Raw genomic sequence first — 15158 nt, forward strand, 5'->3', positions numbered from 1 at the left:
CCTACGCGCCGCCGACGGTGGCTGGGACCTCGGGGAAATGACACGCACTCGGATGCCCGACGCCGATCCTGTCGATCAGCGCGGGCGCTTCCGTCGCGCACACATCCTGAGCCTTCCAGCACCGCGTGCGGAACCGACAACCGGTCGGTGGGTTACTCGGACTGGGTACGTCTCCGGCCAGCGTGATCCGCTCCCGCTCCTCGCGGCCGGCCGGGTCGGGCACCGGGATCGCCGACAGCAACGCCTGGGTGTAGGGATGCGTGGGCGCGGTGAAGATGTCGGCGCGGCTGCCGGTCTCCACGATGGAACCCAGATACATCACCGCGACCCGGTGCGAGATGTGCCGGACCACCGACAGGTTGTGCGAGATGAACACGTAGGCCAGACCCAGCCGGTCCTGAAGGCCGCGGAGCTGGTTGATCACCTGCGCCTGCACGGACACGTCGAGGGCGCTGACCGGCTCGTCGAGCACGAGCAGCCGCGGGTTCAGCGCCAGTGCGCGGGCCAACCCGATCCGCTGGCGCTGCCCACCGGAGAACTCGTGTGCATAGCGCCGGGAGTGCTCGGGCCGCAGGCCGACCAGTTCGAGCAGCTCGCGTACCCGATCAGTGCCCTCCTGGTTGTAGCGCCCCTGCACCCGCAGCGGCTCGGCGACGATGTCGTGCACGGTCATCCGCGGCGAGAGCGACGCGTAGGGATCCTGGAACATGATCTGGATCGCCTGCCGCCGGGCCCGCAGCTCGCGCTGCGACAGCGAAGCCAGGTCGGCACCCTCGAAGAGGATCTTCCCGGCGGTCGGCTCCAACAGCCGCACCAGCAGCCGCCCGGTCGTCGACTTGCCGCAACCCGACTCGCCGACCAGGCTCAGCGTCTCGCCGGTCTCGAGCTCGAGGTCGACACCGTCGACGGCGCGGATCTCACCCACCTGCCGGCGCAGCACGCCCTTGCGGATCGGGAAGTGCTTGTGCAGCCCCTCGACCTTCAACAAACTCGTCATGCCAGCTCCTCGTGGAAGTGGCACGCGGTGGTCCGGCCGGCACCGATCTCGACCAGCAGCGGTCGCTCGGTGACGCACCGCTCCCGGGCCAGCGGGCAACGGGGATGAAACGCGCACCCGGCCGGCGGATCGGCCATGTTGGGCGGGTTGCCCGGGATCGGGTCGAGCTGGTCGACGTCAACGTCCATCCGGGGCAGGCTGGCCAACAAGCCTTTGGTGTAGGGATGCCGCGGCGCCGCGAAGATCTCGCCAACCCCGGCGGTCTCGACCACCCGGCCGGCATACATGACCACGACCCGGTCGGCGAGTTCGGCGACCACGCCCAGGTCATGCGTGATCAGGATGGTCGCCGCACCGGTCTCCGCCTGCGCCTTCTTGAGCAGCGCCAACACCTGCGCCTGGATGGTCACGTCGAGCGCGGTGGTCGGCTCGTCCGCGATGATCAGGTCGGGGTTGTTGGCGATCGCCATCGCGATCATCGCCCGCTGCCGCATGCCGCCGGAAAACTCGTGCGGGTATTGCCGGACCCGCTGCGCCGGATCGGGCACGCCGACCAGCCGCAGCAACTCGACGGCCCGATCCCAGGCGGCCCGCTTGTCGGGCTTGCTCTGGTGCAGCAGCACCGCCTCGGCCACCTGAGCGCCAACGGTCATCACGGGGTTCAGGGCGGTCATCGGATCCTGGAAGATCATCCCAACCGGCCCGCCACGGATCTTCCGCAGCTCGCGGGCGGAGAGGGAGCGCAGGTCGGCGCCGCGGAAGGAGATCGCGTCAGCATCGACCGTTGCGGTGTCCGGCAAGAGCCGCAGCACCGACATGGCGGTCACGGTCTTGCCGGAGCCGGACTCACCGACCACGGCGACAATCTCACCGGCGTTGACCGACAGGCTGACGTCGGTCACCGCCCGCACGACGCCATCACCGGTGCGGAACTCGACGCTCAAGCCGTCGATGCGAAGCAAGGGCCCCTTGTTAACGCTTTCCGCAGAGGCGGGGTCCCCTATTAACATCCGGTCGGCGGTCATGACGCCGACCTCGGGTCGACGGCGTCGCGGAGGCCGTCGCCGATGAAGTTGACGGCCAGCACGGTCAAGGCGACCGCGATCCCAGGCGAGAGCCACAACCACGGCTCGGTGCGGATGACCGTCAAACTCTGCGCATCCGTGAGCATGTTGCCCCAGCTGGCCGCCGGTGGCTGCACCCCAAGGCCCAGGAACGACAGTGTGGCCTCCAGTGCGATCGCCTGGGCGACCGCCAGCGTCGCCACGACGCTGACCGGGGGCAGCGCGGCCGGGATGATGTGTTTGCGCATCAGCCACAGTGGACCGGCGCCGGTCGCCCGGGAGGCCAGCACGAACTCCTGCTCCCGCAGCGAGAGCGTGACGCCCCGGACGATCCGGCCGCAGACCGGCCACTGGAAGAGCCCGATGGCGATCACCATGGTCAGCACGCTGGGGCCGAGGATGCCGCTGACCACCACGATCACGACCAGCGACGGGAACGACATGAAGACGTCGGCCAACCGCATGACCAGGCCGTCGACCCAACCGCCGAGTAGGCCCGCGATGCTGCCGAGCAGCGTGCCGAGCACCACCGCGATGGCGGCGGAGGCCAAGCCGACGCCCAGCGAGATGCGGCCGGCGAAAAGCAGCCGGGACAACACGTCGCGGCCGGTCGAGTCGGTGCCCAGCAAATGGTCGCCTGACGGGCCGGTGCGGGCCTGGAGCAGGTCGATCGCGTTCGGGTCGTGGCCGGACAGCGGCCGCGCGAAGATGGCGGCGAGCACCACCAGCGCGATGAACACGACGCTGACCACGGCCGCCGGGTGTGAGCGGAACCGGCGCAGCGCGGCCGAGGCCGGCGAGCGGCCGGCCGCCACCGTTACGGACGTCATCGCAGCCTCACTCTCGGGTCGACGACGGTATAGAGCACGTCGGCGAGCAGGTTCGACAACAGCACCAGGATCGCGATCAGCAGGGCGAAGCCGACGATGACCGAATAGTCGTGCTGGTTGACCGAGCTCACCGCGAGCTGACCCATCCCGGGCCAGGCGAAGACCTGCTCGATGACCACCGCGCCGGCGAGGAGTTGCGGGACGTTGGTGGCGATCACGGTCAACACCGGGATCAGCGAGTTGCGGAACGCGTGCCGCAACACCACGCGACGGGGTGAGGCGCCTTTGGCATTGGCGGTACGCACGTAGTCGGCGCCCAACTCGGTGATCATGCTGCTGCGCACGTAGCGCATGAACGGGCCGGAGTTGCCGAAGCCGAGGATCACCGCCGGCAGCACCAGATGGTGCAGGGTGTCGAGCAGGCTCGGGTTGGTCGGGTCGGAGATGCCCGACGACGGGAACCACTGGAACTTGAGGGTGAACACGTAGATCGCGATCAGCGCGACGAAGAACACCGGGATCGAGACCGAGCCGAGGCTGACCACGGTGGCGCCGTAGTCGAGGAGCGAGTTGCGGCGGCGGGCCGCGAGGATGCCCAGCGGGAACGCGACCAGCAGCGAGATCAGCAGGCCGACGCCCATCAGCTCGACGGTCGGGCCGATCCGCTCGCCCAGCACCTCGGTCACCGGTCGCCCGTTGAGCAGCGAATAGCCGAGGTCGCCGTGCAGGGCGTTGGTCAGCCAGTGCCAATATTGCACCAGCAACGACTGGTCGAGGCCGAGCTCGTGCCGCTTCTGCGCGATGAACTCGGCGCTGCCGGAGTTGAGCTGGTCGGCCGGAATCTGCATCGCGATCGGGTCGCCGGGTGTCTTGTGCACCAACGCGAAGATCGCGATGGTGATCAGCCAGAAGACCAGGACGTTGATCGCCAGCCGCCGGACCAGAAAAGCCGCCATCGCACTCCCCTCGGAAAACTAGGCCGCGGTCAGGGCCGGTCGCCGTTGACCAGCCCGACCGCGGTGCTGTGGATCAGCCCGTGATGGTCCAGCTCGCCGGGTCCCAGAACAACGCGTCCTGCGAGCCCGGTGCCTGGAAGCCCTGCACCTTCTTGTTGACGGCCCAGAGCCCGTAGGGCGAGTAGAGCCACATCAGGTCGGCCTGGTCGTTCTCCAGCTTGGCCGCCTGGTCGTAGAGCGACTTGCGCTGCGCCTCGTCGGCCGTCGAGTTCGCCTGCGCCATCAACTGGTCGAGCTGCGGGTTGCAGAAGTAGTTGATGTTGCCGCCGGCCGGGTAGGCGTTGGCGCAGGCGGTGATCCCGTTGATCGTCGAGGAGTCGACAGCGTAGTTGCCGCCGCCGTAGAGCACCATGTCGTAGGTCTTCTCGGCGTAGGTCTTGGGAATCTCCGCCGCCTGGATGTTGACCAGCTTCACCTTGACGCCGACGGCGGCGAGTTGGCTTTGCACGATCGTCGACGTGGCGTCGCGGTCGCGCTGGCCGTGCACCCACTGGAGCTGCACCTCGCGGTTGCTGTCCCAGCCGGCCTCGGCCAGCAACTGCTTGGCCTTGGCGACATCCTGCGCGTAGTCGTTGAGCCCGGCCGGCTCGTTGGCCTTGGCGAAATCAGAGAGCCGAACTTCGGCCTTGCCACCGAGTACGGTCTGCACGATCTGCTTGCGGTCCAGGGCGTACAGGAACGCCTGTCGGACCTTGGCGTCCTTGAAGTAGGGCTTCGACTGGTTGAGCGCGATCCGGACGAAGCCGGCGCCGGGCTTCTCCTGCGTGGTGACCGTGTTGAAGCCGGACACCGTCTCGGCGTCGGTCGGCGAGTAGGACGCGATGTCGATGCCGCCGTTGCCGAGTTGCGCGGTGGCGTTGTCCGACGTCATCGGTTTGAGGTAGACGTCCTTGATCTTCGCCGGGCTACGGTAGTTCGGGTTCGCCGTGACGTGCACGTACTGGTTGGTCTTGTATTCGACGAACGTGTAGGGACCCATGCCGACCGTCGGGTTGCGGAAGAACGCGTTCTTGGCGACCGCGTCCGGCGCGTCCTTGCCGAGGATGTGCTCGGGCATGATCCACACGCTGCCGATCAGCGCGAGCAGACCGAAGTTCGGCTTCGTGGCCTTGATGACGAAGGTGTTGTCGTCAGGGGCCGAGAAGCCCGAGATGGTGGTGGCCTTGCCGGAAGCGAAGTCGGCCACACCCTCGACACCGGTGTAGTTGCCGGCCGTCGAGCTGGTCGTCTTCGGGTTGGCCATCAGGGTGTAGGTGAACAGCACGTCCTTCGACGTGAAAGGCGTGCCATCACTCCACTTGAGACCGGAGCGGAGCTTGAAGGTGAACGTGGTCGCGTCCGGCGAGACCGTGTAGCTCTCCGCCAGCCGGGGCTGGAGCTTGTAGCTGGGGTCGACGCCGAGCAGGCCCTCGTCGATGAGCGACATCACCTGTCCGTCGGGCCCGCTGACCGGGGCCAGCGGGCTGAAGACGCCGGCCGGTTCCTGGTAGAGGTAGACATTCAGGGACTTGTTGGCGGCCGATCCAGCACCGTCGTTGGAGTTGGCCGCCGGCCCGGTGCATCCGGCGACCGCAAGAGTGGTGACGGCCAGGCCGAGGAGCGCGACCCGTACCCGATTTCTGAACATGATGGACCTCTCTGATCTGGAGGCGGTTCTGCTAGCCCACCGTGTTGCGGAGTTGACCGAGCGGGCCAACGACGACAGTCATCACGTCGCCGGCCGTCAGGAATTCACCCGTCACGGCGCCTACGCCGGACGGGGTACCGGTGAGGATCACGTCACCGGGCTCGAGGGTCATCAGTCGTGACGCGTGCGCGATCAGTTCGGCCACACTGAAGATCATGTCCTTTGTAGACCCGGACTGCTTGGTCACGCCGTTGACGTCGAGGTGGATCGACAGTGCCTGCGGGTCGGGCACCTCGTCGGCGGTGACCAGCCACGGTCCGAGCGGCGCGAAGCCGTCGAGCCACTTGCCGGCCAGCCAGTCGAAGAACCAGACCGCTTTGTCGTCGGTGTCCCGCAGGAAGCCGTAGTCGACCGAGCGGGCGGAGATGTCGTTGGAGGTCATGTAGCCGGCGACGACATCGAGAGCGTCGGCCTCGGCCACGTCGCGCACCCGGCGGCCGATCACCACCGCGAGCTCGGCCTCCCAGTCGACCTCGCTGCTGACCGCGGGCAGCGGCACGTTCGCGCCGGGGCCGACGATCGAGGTCGGCGGCTTGAGGAACAACCGCGGGCTCAGCGTCGACTTGTCCAGCGGCGGTGCGCCGGTCTCGGTCACGTGGTCCTGATAGTTGGCGGCCGCGGCGAGCAGCTTGCCCGGCCGCAGCAGCGGTGCGAGCAGTTCGACGTCGCCGAGGGCGAACTCTGCCCCGTCGGTCTGCCCGGTCCGGCCGGTCAGGTAACCCTCGAGGTCACCGTCGCCCAGCTCGACCACCACGTCGTGACCGGAAGGCGTGTCGACGCCGTCGCGTCGAGGCGCCTGAGGACCTGGATCGGCAGAGCTGGCCAACCGGCCGTGCCGCACCGCTCCGTCGCGGCGATAGGTGATGAGTCGCATCTCTCTACTCCCCCAGCTCTACCGGCGCACCGGTTGACATCGACCGCTGCGCGGCCTCGATCACGCGTTGCGTGCGGACCGCGTCGCTCGGGCCGAGCGCGGCGCGGCCGGTGCGGATGCCGGCGGCCAACACGTCGAGCAGCGCGTCGACGGTGCCCGGACCGGTCCACACAGGACCGTTGAAGTCGCCGCCGCGGACCCGCAACGCGGGCTTCGTGGCGTCGACCGCGAGCACCCCGTGTGAGCCGCTGATCCGGTAGCGGTGCACCGCGAGCCCGCCGGGCGGCAGGTCGCGCAGGGCCGGGACCCGGCCGCAGACGATGGTGCTGGTGACGCCGTGCTCGTGGTCGAGCAGCAGGGTGACCAGCGCCGGCGAACCGGTCGCCTGCACCCGGCGGACCGGAAGGCCGAGCAGCGCGCTGACCACGTCGACCGGGTAAAGGCCGAAGTTGACCAGCTCACCGGTCGGCGCCGGGTCGCCACCCGCGACGATGAAGTCGCACTGCACGTTCCACGGCAGGCCGACCCGGCCGGCGCGGACGGCGGCGGTCGCCGACCGCAGCGCGGCGCCGAACCGCTGGTGGTGTGCCGGCACCACGATCACACTGTGTGTCGCGGCGAGCCGCTCGATCTCCTCGGCCTCGGCCAGCGTCGCCGCCATCGGCTTGTCGGCCAGCACGTGCTTGCCCGCGCGGATCGCCGCCGCGATGGCCGCGCCGCGCTCGGCCAGCGGCAGCGCGATGCTGACCACCTCGGCCTTGTCCTGGTCGTCGACCAGTTCGAAGCTCGGGTGCCGCTCGAACGCCGGGCGATACATCGTGTTCTGGTGGTCCTGGCTGCCGATGCCGCCGTTGCCGACCAGCGCGACGGTGCTGGGTCGTCCAAACATCATGCGGCCACCGCCACGGGCTGACCGGTCGCGATCGACTCTTCGACCGCGACGCCCAGCGCCACCGCCCGCACGGCGTCGGCGGCCGGCATCGCCGGTGGGGCACCGCCGATCGCGTCGAGCCAGGCACCGAGCTGCGCGGCGAAACCGTTGCCGCCGGCGGCCGGCAGCGTCGTGGTGCCGGCCTCGCCGAACACCAGCGACGACTCGCCGTCCCAGCCCTGCTCGACGATCCCCTCCGTGCCCGCGACCAGCAGTTCGCGCTGCGCCAGCGAGCCGGGGCGATGCGCCCGGCTCATCTCGCAGACCGCGGTCGCACCGTCGGCGTAGGTCACCACCATCTCCAGGTAGTCGTAGATCCTCAGCTCCGCGGCGGTCTGCTTGCGGCCGCGGGCGAACACGCTGGCCGGTTCGCCACCCAACCACCAGGTCGCCAGATCCAGCAGGTGTACGCCGTTGTGCAGCGCATGCCCGCCGGAGCGGACCGGGTCGCCCACCCAGGCGCTCCAGTCGGGCCAGATCCAGCCGCCGAGGATGGCCAGCCGGACCAGGACGGGCCGGCCGATCGTGCCGGAGTCGATGGTCTGCTTGACCGCGCGGCCGTAGTCGTAGAAGCGGTGCGTGTGCGCCGCGACCAGCACCCGGCCCGCCCGGTCGAACGCGTCGGCCAGTTGCTGCGCGTCGGCGACCGTGGTGGCCAGTGGCTTTTCCACCAGCAGGTGCTTGCCGGCGGCGGCGACCGCGAGGCCGAGCGGTGCGTGCGTGTCGTTGGGCGTGCAGAGGATGACCGCGTCGACGCCGGGCCAGTGCAGCGCGCTGTCCAGGTCGGGCGCGTGCCGGATGCCGCCCTGCTTGCGGGCGAACGCCGCGGCGCGGCCCGGGTCGGCGTCGACGACGCCGATCAGGGTGGCTCGCGGGTCCGCGTCGATCGCCGCGCTGTGTGCGTCGGCGATGAACCCGGCGCCCACCAGCACGATGCCGATCCGATCCACCGGCGTGACCTCCCCAGGCACGGAACGATGTTTCATGTCCGGTCATCCTGGGTTCGGTACGGAGCCGTGTCAAGGTCGCTGGCGTAAAACATGGAACGCCTTGCCATGTTGATGAGGACTGTTCTAGCGTCGGCTCCGCCAGCCCAACTGGATACGAGGTCGCTCATGCCAACCCCACCGTCGTCCACCGACTCACCACGCGGTTTAGCGATCGCGGAAGCGGCCGCGGCCGTGATCCCCGGCGGCGTCAACTCCTCGACCCGCTTTATCGGCGCGCCCTACTCGTTCGTCGCCGCCGATGGCGCCTACCTGACCGACGCCGACGGCCGCCGCTATCTCGACTACCACGCCGCGTTCGGCGCGATCCTGCTCGGGCACAACGCGCCGGTCGTCAACGACGCGATCCGCGCCGCGCTCGACGGCGTCGACCTGACCGGCATCGGCGTCACCGAGGCCGAGGTCCGGCTCGCACAGCGGATCGTCGAGGTGATCCCGTCGGCCGAGTCGATGATCGCCACGATGAGCGGCTCGGAAGCCACCGCGCAGGCGATCCGGCTGGCCCGCGCGGTCACCGACCGGGACCTGATCATCAAGTTCCAGGGCGGTTTCCACGGCTGGCACGACGCCGTCGCCCGCAACGTGATCTCGGCGCCGGACCGCGCGTACGGGCGGGACCCGCTCTCGAAGGGCATCCTGGACCAGGCCGTCGACGCGACCCTGATCGCGGAGTTCAACGACCTGGAGTCGGTCGAGGCGCTGTTCGACGCACATCGCGACCGGATCGCGGCCGTCATCCTCGAGCCGATCCCGCACAACGTGGGCGCGCTGGTGCCGACCACCGAGTTCGTCGAGGGCCTGCGCAAGCTCACCGAGCAACAGGGCTCGCTGCTCATCTTCGACGAGGTGATCACCGGTTTCCGGCACGCGCTCGGCGGCTATCAGCAGGTGATCGGGGTGACCCCCGACCTGACCACGTTCGGCAAGGGCATGGCCAACGGCTTCCCGGCCGGTGGGGTCGCCGGCCGCCGCGAGCTGATGGAGCACTTCAACGGCCGCACCGGCGACGTGCTGATGGCCGGCACGTTCAACGGCAACCCGCTCGGCTGCGCCGCGGCGCTGGCGACGATCGACTACCTGGCCGGGCACCCGGAGTTCTACACCCGGACGCACGCGCTCGGCGAGCGGATGCGCACCGGCCTGCGGGGCATCCTCGCCTACCTCGACATCGAGGCGACGGTGGTCGGCTTCGGTGGGGTGTTCGCCGTCTACTTCCTGGCCGGCCCGGCTCTGGGCTACCGCGACCTGATGCGCAACGACGACGCGGCGTACGTGGCCTTCCACCGCGGCATGACCGACCGCGGCTTCCTGATGCTGCCGATGTCGCTCAAGCGCAACCACATCTCGGGCTCGCACACCGAGGAAGAGGTCGACCGCACCCTGGAAGCGGCCCGCGACGTCCTGGCCACGCTGGCCCGCTGAACGACCGACCGCCCGGGCCCCCAACGGGGACCCGGGCGGCGGTGACAGCGACCGTCAGCTTGCCGTGCAGGCGGTGCCATTCAGGGCGAAGTCGGTCGGGCGGGCGGTGCCGCTGCCGCTGGCGACGAACCCGAAGTTGGCGCTACCGCCGGTCGACAGGCTGCCGTTCCAACTCTCGTTGCGGGCCGTCACGGCCCGGCCGGACTGGTCGACCCGGGCACCCCAGGCGCTGGTGACCCGCTGGTTGCCGCTGAACGTCCAGGTCAACGTCCACGAGCTGACCGCGGGACCGCGGTTGGTCACCCGCACGTTGCCGAGCAAGACGCCGGGCAGCCCGTTGGCGCTGTAGCTGACGGAACAGGCCGCGGCGGGCGGCGTGACAGTGGGCGTCACCGTCGGCGTGACCGTCGGGGTCGGGGTCGGGGTCGGGCTGGCCGTGGGCGTGGCGGTAGGCGTCACCGAAGGCGTCGCCGATGGGCTCGGCGAGGTCACCGTGAAGCGGAAGATGCGGTCGTCACTCGCCGCCGGCGTGCCGCGCCCGTCCCGGTTGCTGGTCGCCACCCAGAGCGACCCGTCCGGCGCCTTCTCCACCGTGCGCAGCCGGCCGAAGCGAGGGTTGAGCGCCGCCGTCGGCGTGCCCGCGCCGCCGTTGCCGTCCAGCGGGACCACCCACAGCCGGGCGCCGCGCAGCGCACCCACGAACAGGGTGTTGTCGATGATGGCGGCACCGCTCGGTGAGGCCTCGGCGGTGGTCCAGGTGACGATGGGGTTGCGATACAACGGGTTGGTGGAGTTGCCCTCGACCACCGGCCAGCCGTAGTTGCCGCCCGGCACGATCCGGTTGACCTCGTCGGTCGTGTTCTGCCCGAACTCGGTCGCGTAGAGCCGCCCGGCGGAGTCCCAGGCCAGCCCCTGCACGTTGCGGTGGCCGAGGCTGTAGACCAGCGAGCCGGCGGTCGGGTTGTCGGCCGGCACGCCACCGTCGGGGCGTACCCGCAGAATCTTGCCGTTGAGGCTCGCCGGGTTCTGCGCCCGGCTGGTCACGTTGGCGTCGCCGACCCCGGCGTAGAGCATGCCGTCGGGGCCGAACGCGATCCGGCCACCGTCGTGCACGTCGGCCTTGGCGATTCCGGAGACGATGACGGTCTGCGCCGACATGTTGCTCAGCGTGAAGCGCACGATCCGGTTGTCCACATTGGAGGTGTAGTAGGCGAACACCTGGTTGTCGGTGGCGTAGTTCGGCGACACCGCGAGGCCGAGCAGGCCGCCCTCACCGGAGGGGACCACGCCCGGCACCGAGCCGACGATCTGGGTCGGCAGCCCGGGGCGGACCCGCAGGATCTGCGCCCGTTCCCGCTCGGCGACCAGGGCCGTCCCGTCGGGCAGATAGGTCAGTCCCCAGGGCACCCGCAGGTTGCTCGCGACCGTGGTCGGGTTGATGAAGTCGACGATCGGCGCGGCGGCGGCAACAGCGGTCCGGTTCAACGGCGAGTCCACCGCGATCGCGATTCCAGCGACACTCAGCGCGACACCGGCGACCGCGGCGGCCGCGACGATGGCGGGTTTGTGCATGGACGGCTCCCGAAGCGAAGGGGGTTCTGGTGATCGCCACGGTGCCAGTCGCCATCCGCAGGTTACGGGCAGATGGAACATTTAACGTAAATTGGTGAATTAGTCTGAACGGCCCACCCGAGCGGCCCGGAGCTGCTAGCGAACGCCCAGGTAGGAGCCGTCGACCCAGTCCGAGACGATGCCGGCATAGCTGGCCGGCTGCTCCTCCCACGGCGCGTGCCCGCAGTCGAGCACGTCGAGTCGGCTCGCCGGCAGCTTCTCGTTGAGCACCTCGGCATCGCGGGCCAGGCCATAGGGGTCGTCGCGGCCGGCGATGATCTGCACCGGCGTCCGGATCGAGGCCAACAGCGGGTCAAGAGCCGCCAGATCCGCCGGGTACGCGCGCAGATAGCGCAACGAGCCGGCGAACCGGTCGCCGGAGTAGGACGCGGCATAGTCGTCGCGGATCGTGCGGGGCAGGTCGTCGCTGACGAAGCTGGCCACCACCCGCTGCCCGTCGGGCTGCCCGACCTCGTCTTCGACCAGAGTCTTCAGCTCTCCCTCGACGGCCATCGGGTGGGTCGCGGCACCGGCGCCGACGACAACGCTGCGGAACAGGTCCGGCTGGGCGGCGGCCGCGAACAGCAGCGCCGCTGTGCCGACATCGGGACCGACCGCGTGCGGCTGTTCGAGGCCGAAGTGGTCGACGAGATGGGTGATGAACTCGCCCATCACCCGCGGCGACATCAGTTCCGCGCGCGCCTCGGAGCGGCCGAAGCCGGGCAGGTCGACAGCGATCACCGGGTGGTCGGCGACCAGCGCGGGCCAGGTCGGCGTGTAGGCGTAGAGGCTCTCGGGCCACGGGCTCAACAACAGCAGTGTCTCCGCGTCCCGGTCGCCCCGGCTGACCGGGCTGGAGACGAACCGGATGCCCAGGTCGTCGATCACGTCGAACCGCTCCTCGTCCATGGAGCCAGCAGAACGCGTACGCGCATCCCGCGAATCACGTGAATGGGTTACCCGCGCTCGCTAGCTTGGGGTAGGTGGCACGGGTTGTTCTTCGTGGGCGCTCGGCGGCGATGTCGGCGGCGATGCCGGCGCTGCGCCGGGCGGCCCGACACGGGCAGAGCGGCGTCGTGGTGGTCACCGGCGACGCCGGAATCGGAAAGACCGCGGTAGTCGACGCGATCGGCGCGCAAGCGGTCGGCATGGGCTTCCGCACCGGCACGGCGAAGGCCGACGAGATCGGCCGGATCTCGCCCGGCGCCCCGGTTCTGCTGGCCCTGCGCAGCGGCGCGCGACCGTTGCTGGACGCGCCCGCGCTGGCCGAACTCGACGAGCTCACCGACCACCCGTTGCCGCTGATCGACCGGGTGGGCGCGCGGCTGGAGCAGGTGGCCGCCACGGCGCCGGTGCTGATCGTGATCGACGACGTGCAGTGGGCCGACCAACTCAGCCGGCTCGCCCTGCGGGTGTTGCCGGAACGGCTGGCCGCCGACCCGGTGGTGTGGTTGTTCGCCACCCGCGACGCGGCCGACGAGCTGACCGCCGCCGCGCCCACCGCGGCCAGGGTCGAGACCATCCACCTCGGCCCGCTGGCGCCGGCCGACGTCGCCGCGATCGCGCGCGACCGGCTGGGCCAGCCGCCGGGCCCGGCCACCCAACGGATGCTCGACGGCGTCGGCGGCAACCCCTTCCTGGTCACCCAGATCCTCGACGGGCTGGCCCATGGCGACCGCGACGACGTGCCGCCGCCCGCGTTCGTCCGGGCCGTCGACGCGGCACTCGACTCGCTGCCCGACAAGACGGTCGTGCTGCTGGCCGCGGTGCTCGGCCGGCCGTTCGCGATCGACGAGGCGCAGCGGGTCGTCCCGTCGGTCAGCAGCGGCGACGTCCATCGGGCCGTGGTCGCCGGGCTGCTCACCCGCGACGGCCACCTGGTCCGGTTCCGGCACGACCTGGTCCGCGAGACCGTGTACGCCGGTCTGTCCACATCGGTCCGCCGGGACCTACATCGGCGCTGCGCCCGCCACCTGCTGGCGTCGGGGCACGACGCGCTGGCGGCCGCACCGCACGCCCGCGCCGCGGCGACGCCCGGCGACGAGGAGAGCGCGGCCATCCTGTGCGAGGCCGCGCACCAGGCCGTGGCGGCGCTGCCGGCGACCGCGGGCGAGCTGGTGACCGAGGCATTCGACCTGGTCCGGCCCGCCCAGGAGTCCTGGGAGTCGACCGGCGAACGGTGCGTCGAGATTCTGGCCCGGGTGCGGCGCTGTTCCGACGCCGTGCGGGTCGCCGACGCCGTGCTCGCCCGGGCCGGCGACGGCGAGACGTTCGCCCGCGTCCAGGTGCTCGCGACCCAGGCGCTCTGGCAGATCGGCCGCCCGGCGGAGTCGGTGGCCCGGATCGACGACGCGCTGGCCGCGCCCGGGCTGTCGGTGCCGCTGCGCACCCGACTGGCCGCCGCGCGGGCGTTGGCGCTGACCCGGATGCTGCCCGCCTGGCAGGCCCGCCAGAGCGCCGAGGACGCGCTGCGCGACGCCCGCCAGGTCGGCGACCAGGACGCGATCATGCTGGCGTTGCAGGCGATGGGCGAGCTGGGCCGGAACACCGGGCACCACGCCGAGTCGCTGGCCTACTTCCGGGAGCTGCGGTCCGTCGGCGACGCGTCCTACCAGGGCGAGGAGATCATCGAACTGCAACTGCTCGACCGGTATACGGACGCGGGTGCGCTGCTGGAGGCGGCGCACCGCGACGACCGGGGCGGGGTGGAGGCGACGCTGCCGCCGGTGATCGCCGCGCAGATGTGGCAGGACTACACCCTGGGCCGCCTCGACGACGCCGAGTCCGGCGCCCGCACGCTGCTGACCATCGGCCGGGAACTCGGCGACCACATGCACGAGTTGGACGCCGAGATGGTCCTCGCCGGGCTCGCGCTGCTGCGCGGCGAGGTGGCGGAGGCCAACGCCCACCTGGCTCCGGCGCGCAGCGGCGGGCTGGCCGAAGAGTCGGTGCGGCTGCCCGGCGTGCGGTTGATGGAGGGCTGGCTGGCGGCCAGCGACGGCCGGCCCGACGACGCCCGGAAGATCCTCCGGCCGATGCTGTTCACCGCGCGCGAGTCGCGTGCCGACTGGCCCTGGCGGCCGGGCTGGATGCGGATCTTCGCGCGGGTCGGGCGGGCCACCGGCGACCAGCGGTTCACCCACGAGGCGGTGGCGATCGCCGCGGAGGGCGCCGCCCGCAACCCCGGGGTGGCCAGCTTCAAAGGCGCGGCGCTGGAGCTACGCGGCCTGGTCGACAAGGACCTCGACAAGCTGGCCGAGGCGACCGTCGTGCTCGACCGCAGCCCGCGGCCGATGCTGCGGGCCAACGCGGCCGAGGACCACGGGCGGCTGCTGCTCACCTTCGGCGCACGCGACCAGGGCATCGCCGAGCTCGACCGGGCCTGGACGATCTATCACGGACTGGGCGCGCGGGCCGCGGTGGTCGAGGTGCAGCGGCTGATGCGCCGGGCCGGTGCCCGCCGGGCCAAGTGGGACACCGACGGGGCCCGGCCGCGGCAAGGCTGGGCGGCGCTGACCGACGCGGAGGTCAAGGTGGCCGAGCTGATCAGCGCCGGGCACACCAACAAGGAGGCCGCCCGGCTGCTCAACCTCTCGCCCAACACGGTCAGCACGCACCTGCGGTCGATCTTCGCGAAGCTCGACGTGCAGTCGCGGGTGCAGCTCACCAACGCGGTGCACGCGATGAAGCCGGTGGCGTGAAGGTGTTGGGAAGGGGCC

General features: G+C 70.6%; 12 protein-coding genes. 2 read left to right on the top strand and 10 right to left on the bottom strand.

Translation table 11 applies throughout. The annotated features are described in order from the left end of the window. Position 1 precedes the first annotated feature (1 nt). From DFJ67_RS07485 to DFJ67_RS07520, 8 genes are all read right to left on the bottom strand, one after another. Positions 2-997, bottom strand: coding sequence for an ABC transporter ATP-binding protein (locus tag DFJ67_RS07485; RefSeq protein WP_116067211.1), 996 nt, complete (start codon positions 995-997; stop codon positions 2-4). Next, on the bottom strand, positions 994-2022 hold the full coding sequence (locus DFJ67_RS07490) for an ABC transporter ATP-binding protein (RefSeq protein ID WP_239097031.1): 1029 nt from the start codon (positions 2020-2022) through the stop codon (positions 994-996). Before DFJ67_RS07490 ends, DFJ67_RS07485 begins: the two co-directional genes overlap by 4 nt. Beyond that, complete coding sequence (locus tag DFJ67_RS07495) at positions 2019-2891, bottom strand: ABC transporter permease (protein WP_116067212.1); 873 nt, start codon at positions 2889-2891, stop codon at positions 2019-2021. The genes DFJ67_RS07490 and DFJ67_RS07495 overlap by 4 nt, the downstream gene beginning before the upstream one ends. Further along, positions 2888-3847: an ABC transporter permease gene (locus DFJ67_RS07500; protein ID WP_116067213.1), complete on the bottom strand. Its 960-nt coding sequence runs from the start codon at positions 3845-3847 to the stop codon at positions 2888-2890. Before DFJ67_RS07500 ends, DFJ67_RS07495 begins: the two co-directional genes overlap by 4 nt. A gap of 73 nt (positions 3848-3920) precedes the next feature. After that, positions 3921-5534: an ABC transporter substrate-binding protein gene (locus DFJ67_RS07505; protein WP_116067214.1), complete on the bottom strand. Its 1614-nt coding sequence runs from the start codon at positions 5532-5534 to the stop codon at positions 3921-3923. Between the two features lie 31 nt (positions 5535-5565). Next, positions 5566-6468: a fumarylacetoacetate hydrolase family protein gene (locus tag DFJ67_RS07510; protein ID WP_116067215.1), complete on the bottom strand. Its 903-nt coding sequence runs from the start codon at positions 6466-6468 to the stop codon at positions 5566-5568. Between the two features lie 4 nt (positions 6469-6472). Further along, positions 6473-7360, bottom strand: a complete 888-nt coding sequence (locus DFJ67_RS07515; protein ID WP_116067216.1) for a Gfo/Idh/MocA family protein — start codon at positions 7358-7360, stop codon at positions 6473-6475. Then, entirely contained in the window at positions 7357-8385 is a 1029-nt protein-coding gene (locus DFJ67_RS07520) for a Gfo/Idh/MocA family protein (protein WP_116067217.1), read from the bottom strand. Before DFJ67_RS07520 ends, DFJ67_RS07515 begins: the two co-directional genes overlap by 4 nt. A gap of 129 nt (positions 8386-8514) precedes the next feature. Between DFJ67_RS07520 and DFJ67_RS07525 the strand changes: the two genes are divergently transcribed. Then, positions 8515-9828 carry an aspartate aminotransferase family protein gene (locus DFJ67_RS07525; RefSeq protein WP_116067218.1) on the top strand — a complete coding sequence of 438 codons (1314 nt, stop codon included), beginning with the start codon at positions 8515-8517 and terminating at the stop codon, positions 9826-9828. Positions 9829-9882: 54 nt separating this feature from the next. Here the strand turns inward: DFJ67_RS07525 and DFJ67_RS44325 are convergent, their stop codons facing one another. Both DFJ67_RS44325 and DFJ67_RS07535 read right to left on the bottom strand, forming a co-directional pair. Then, positions 9883-11400 (bottom strand): PQQ-dependent sugar dehydrogenase, encoded by a 1518-nt coding sequence (locus DFJ67_RS44325; RefSeq protein ID WP_116067219.1) that lies wholly within the window; start codon positions 11398-11400, stop codon positions 9883-9885. A 135-nt stretch (positions 11401-11535) separates the two neighbouring features. After that, positions 11536-12348: an alpha/beta fold hydrolase gene (locus DFJ67_RS07535; protein WP_116067220.1), complete on the bottom strand. Its 813-nt coding sequence runs from the start codon at positions 12346-12348 to the stop codon at positions 11536-11538. 74 nt (positions 12349-12422) lie between these two features. Here DFJ67_RS07535 and DFJ67_RS07540 point away from each other — a divergent pair, with 74 nt between their 5' ends. Further along, complete coding sequence (locus DFJ67_RS07540) at positions 12423-15140, top strand: AAA family ATPase (RefSeq protein WP_147315444.1); 2718 nt, start codon at positions 12423-12425, stop codon at positions 15138-15140. Positions 15141-15158 lie beyond the last annotated feature (18 nt).

The sequence above is a fragment of the Asanoa ferruginea genome, from assembly GCF_003387075.1.
Classification (GTDB): domain Bacteria; phylum Actinomycetota; class Actinomycetes; order Mycobacteriales; family Micromonosporaceae; genus Asanoa; species Asanoa ferruginea.